Origin of the sequence: Mesorhizobium sp. M7A.F.Ca.AU.001.01.1.1 (assembly GCF_004022735.1) — a bacterium.
Classification (GTDB): domain Bacteria; phylum Pseudomonadota; class Alphaproteobacteria; order Rhizobiales; family Rhizobiaceae; genus Mesorhizobium; species Mesorhizobium ciceri.
On the sequence record NZ_RZPF01000806.1, the window covers coordinates 1 to 2,705 of the forward strand.

The 2,705-nt window shown below is 63.4% G+C and carries 3 protein-coding genes and 1 pseudogene; 2 read left to right on the plus strand and 2 right to left on the minus strand.

The genetic code is table 11. The features are described from left to right. On the minus strand, positions 1-487 hold a 487-nt coding region (locus EN884_RS32145; protein WP_245492022.1), incomplete at its 3' end, for an MATE family efflux transporter. A gap of 171 nt (positions 488-658) precedes the next feature. Between EN884_RS32145 and EN884_RS32150 the strand changes: the two genes are divergently transcribed. Continuing rightward, a complete protein-coding gene (locus tag EN884_RS32150; RefSeq protein WP_063170026.1) occupies positions 659-1,564 on the plus strand; it encodes a histone deacetylase in 906 nt (301 codons plus the stop codon). Between the two features lie 76 nt (positions 1,565-1,640). Here the strand turns inward: EN884_RS32150 and EN884_RS32155 are convergent, their stop codons facing one another. Next, positions 1,641-1,904: a DUF6460 domain-containing protein gene (locus EN884_RS32155; RefSeq protein WP_013533620.1), complete on the minus strand. Its 264-nt coding sequence runs from the start codon at positions 1,902-1,904 to the stop codon at positions 1,641-1,643. A 457-nt stretch (positions 1,905-2,361) separates the two neighbouring features. On the opposite strand from EN884_RS32155, the pseudogene EN884_RS32160 reads away from it, so the two are divergent. Continuing rightward, positions 2,362-2,705 (plus strand): annotated as a pseudogene (locus EN884_RS32160) (porin family protein); the annotation flags it as partial.

The window sequence follows — 2,705 nt, forward strand, 5'->3', positions numbered from 1 at the left end:
GCCCCAGCACGTAGCCGAGGATGGCGTAGTTGATCAGCGAAAAGGGGGCTGCAAGCAGCCTGATCCTGATGTAGACGCCCATCGCCTCGCTGACGCGCGGTTCGGCGCCCATGAATTTTTGCCCGGCGATGGCGACCAGCGGCGCAAGGGCAGCGAGCACGATGCCGGCGATAACCGCGATCAGCACGGCGCGCCAGAACACCGCCTGTTCCTCCAGGGCATCGCCACGCCCGAACGCCTGTGCGACAAGGCCGGTGGTGCCCGAGCGCAGGAAATTGAAAGAGGTGAAGACGACGTCGAAGATCAATGCGCCGGCCGCCAGGCCGCCAAGCAAGGCGGCATCGCCGAACTGGCCGACGACAGCCGTGTCGACCAGGCCGAGCATCGGCGTCGTCAGATAGGCTAGCGTCATCGGCACCGCGATGGCGAGCACGGAGCGGTTGGTGACGACAAATGATCCGGAGTGAATCGGCGATCCCGAGAGGATCGGGGATCCGGCGTCGGCTGGGGTTGCACCTTTGTCCAAGGATTGCTGCCTTGCTGATTGCGGCTTGATGGAACCGTCGATGTGCCCCATTTTCCGGCCACCGCGCAATCACCTATCCCTTGACGGCCAACCGAAATCCCGGTCTGGCGTGAGCCAGCCGGATACGAGTTCATGCCTCTGCAGATCGTCCATCATCCCGACTACGACGCCGGCTTCGCCGTCAACCATCGCTTTCCGATGAGCAAATATCCCCTGCTGATGGAGGCGCTGCGGACACGCGGCCTCGCCGGCCCCGAGGCGCTCAGCACCGCCGAACCGGCGCCGGCTTCATGGCTGGAGCTTGCCCATGCGGCGGACTATGTCGACCAGGTCGTCAACTGCCGCGTGCCCGAAAAGATCGAACGCGAGATCGGTTTTCCGATCGGCCCCCGCGTCTCGCTGCGCGCGCAGCTTGCCACCGGCGGCACGGTGCTGGCGGCGCGGCTGGCCTTGCGCCACGGTATCGCCTGCAACACTGCCGGCGGCAGCCACCATGCGCGGCGCGCGCAAGGCGCGGGCTTCTGCACCTTCAACGATGTCGCCGTCGCCGCATTGGTGCTGCTGGCCGAAGGCGCGGCACGAAACATCCTGGTCGTCGATCTCGACGTGCACCAGGGCGACGGCACGGCGGATATTCTCGCCGATGACCCGCGCGTGTTCACCTTTTCCATGCATGGCGACCGCAACTACCCCGTGCGCAAGATCGCCTCCGACCTCGATGTCGCGCTGCCCGATGGCACGGGTGACGCTGCCTATCTCGAGAGGCTCGCCGCCATCCTGCCGGAGCTGTCCGCCCAGGCGCATTGGGACATCGTGTTCTACAATGCCGGCGTCGACGTCCATGCAGATGACCGGCTTGGCAGGCTGTCGCTGTCGGATGACGGTCTGCGCGCCCGTGACGACATGGTCATCAGCCATTTTCGCGCGCAGGGCGTTCCGGTCTGCGGCGTCATCGGCGGTGGCTATTCCACCGATGTGCCCGCCCTTGCCGCGCGCCACGCCATCCTGTTCGAGGTCGCCGCAGGCTACGCCCGGTAGTTCTTCAAGCATGATCTCGGGACAAACGGTTTCCGTTTGTCCGAGAAAACCGGTTCCCACTTTTCGGGATCATGCTCTACTTCCGGTAGTTGGCAAGCCTGAGCAGGATGAAGGCCGGCACGACGATAGCCGCGCCCAGCAGGATATAGCCGAGGAAGCGGTCGATGGCGTGGAAGCCGAGATTCCACAGGTCCATGAAGAACTTCCGGATGCCGTAGAGCACATCCATCGGCGACCAGCCGAAGGCATTCATGACCAGGCCGACGAGGAAAGACACCACCAGCAGTTTCAGGATCACCTTGAGCGGCGAGTCGCCAAGAAAGCGCGTCAGTGCGGACAAGGCTCGTCTCCCGATTGAGGCACCCAGGCTCGAGGGCGTCGGCCAGACATACGCACTTGGCTTGTCCGCTTCAAGCCGGGAGTTTTGCGGGATGCCAACGGCCTGCACCGCGCGATTGCATGGCAGGCTTGTGCTGCCAAACGGACTAAACCCGCGCCAGACTGTTAAATTTGCGTAAACAACATCGCTTTAATTTATTGAAAACAAAGCGAAAAACCTTCATTTTTCGATTTCCCGCAATGTGCGTGCAATTTTCGCCTGCGAGACGGTCGGCGTCTTTCAGGCGATTGGCCGCGCGGGCGATCTGACCCCCTACCACAACTGGCGAAAGCCAGTCCCAGGACCGCGCAACCATCCCTGAAAGACACCAAATCGGAGCCCGACCGCCTCAACGGTCGAGTTCTTCGGGAAACCTGCGCATCGATTGCCGGATGCGCGCGTGTGTTGGAGTAATGCAGTGTTCTCTCAAGCAAAGATCATCCTGACGGCAAGTGCCCTTGCCATGTACCTCCTGGGGCCGGCGATGGCCGCCGACCTTTCGCCCGCCTACAATGATCCCCCCGCGTTCCAGTGGAGCGGCGCCTATGTCGGCGTGCATGGCGGCACGGCGTTCACCGGGATGCCGAACCCGTTTGCCGGCAGGAATGGTCTCAGCGGCGGCGTTCAGGCCGGCTACAACCAGCAGATGGGTCCAGCGGTTCTCGGTGCCGAGATCGAGGGCTCCTATCTGGGCGGCGCCGAGCACGACGTCCGGGGCGGCAAGATCAAGGAAAAATGGCGCGGTGCCGCCAAGGCCAAGGC